This window comes from Actinophytocola xinjiangensis (genome assembly GCF_001921215.1).
GTDB classification, from domain to species: domain Bacteria; phylum Actinomycetota; class Actinomycetes; order Mycobacteriales; family Pseudonocardiaceae; genus Actinophytocola; species Actinophytocola xinjiangensis.
The window spans coordinates 1-1143 of the sequence record NZ_MSIF01000062.1; the positions used below are offsets into that span (position 1 = coordinate 1).

1 protein-coding gene is annotated in these 1143 nt (G+C 66.4%); it reads right to left on the reverse strand.

From position 1 onward, the window contains the following. Positions 1 to 1143, reverse strand: a 1143-nt coding sequence (locus tag BLA60_RS41805) for an AMP-binding protein (RefSeq protein ID WP_162293094.1), incomplete at both ends; no start/stop codon positions are given.

Genomic DNA, 1143 nt, shown 5'->3' on the forward strand with positions numbered 1-1143 from the left:
GGGACGCCGATGGGGGTTGGTTTGCCGAATCGGTCGACCACGTATACCCGGGTGTTCGCCACAGGACGCCCAATCGGTGGGGCCGAGGGCCAGTCCGACACATCTCGCGGCAACGGATACGTCGTGGCACACACGTGGGTTTCGGTCGGTCCATACCTGTTGTACAGGCGGCACTCCGGGTGACGGGCATGGAACTCGCGGGCCGCTTCACGCGGTACGTGAAGCTCCCCGCCCTGGCTGATGCTGCGCAGCGCGGGCAGCACCGCGCCGGACGCGTTGGCGGCCCGGTATAACTCCTCCAGCATCAGATTCGGCCCGAACAGATCCTGCACCTCGTGTTGTGCCAGCCACCCGACCAACCGGGCGGCATCCACCCGGATCTCCTGCGGCGGAACCACGAGACACTTGCCGTGCAGTAACGCCGAGAGAATCTCCTCGGCTGAGACGTCGAAGGTGATGTTCGCGAACTGGGCGACCCGCCTACCCGGCCTCCCGGGCGTCCTGGCCCGGTTCCAGAACGTGAGGTTCGCCAACGCCCCGGACAGCAGGGCCACGCCCTTGGGCCTGCCGGTCGACCCGGAGGTGTACATCACGCACGTCGGATCGGCCGGAGTGATCGGCCGGTGCCGGTCGGCGTCGACCGGATCGACACTGGGGAAGGTACCGGTCACCGCCGCGGAAGCGGGATCGTCGAGCAGCACGCGGTGAGCGGGCTCGTCCGGCAGCGCGGACTCCGCATCGGTCGTGGTCAGGACGGCCATCGCGCCGGCATCCTCGATCATGAAGCGGATGCGGTCCGCCGGGAACCCGACGTCGATCGGCAGATAGGCCGCACCTGTCTTCAGGATCCCCATCAGTGCCGCGATGAGATCGATCGACTGCGGCACCGCCAACGCCACGATCTGCTCTGGCCCCACCCCCAGCCCGATCAACCGGTGCGCGATCCGGTTGGCGCGGATGTTGAGTTCCCGGTAGGTCACGACCTGGTCTTGGTAGATGACCGCGTTGACGTCGGGTGTTCGTGCGACCTGTGCTTCGAACAACTGGGTCAGTGGCTCGTCCCGTTGTTGGTGGCCGGTGTTGTTCCAGTCGTGGAGTAGCTGGTGTTTCTCGGTGTCGCTGAGTAGTTCCAGGTCGCTCAGT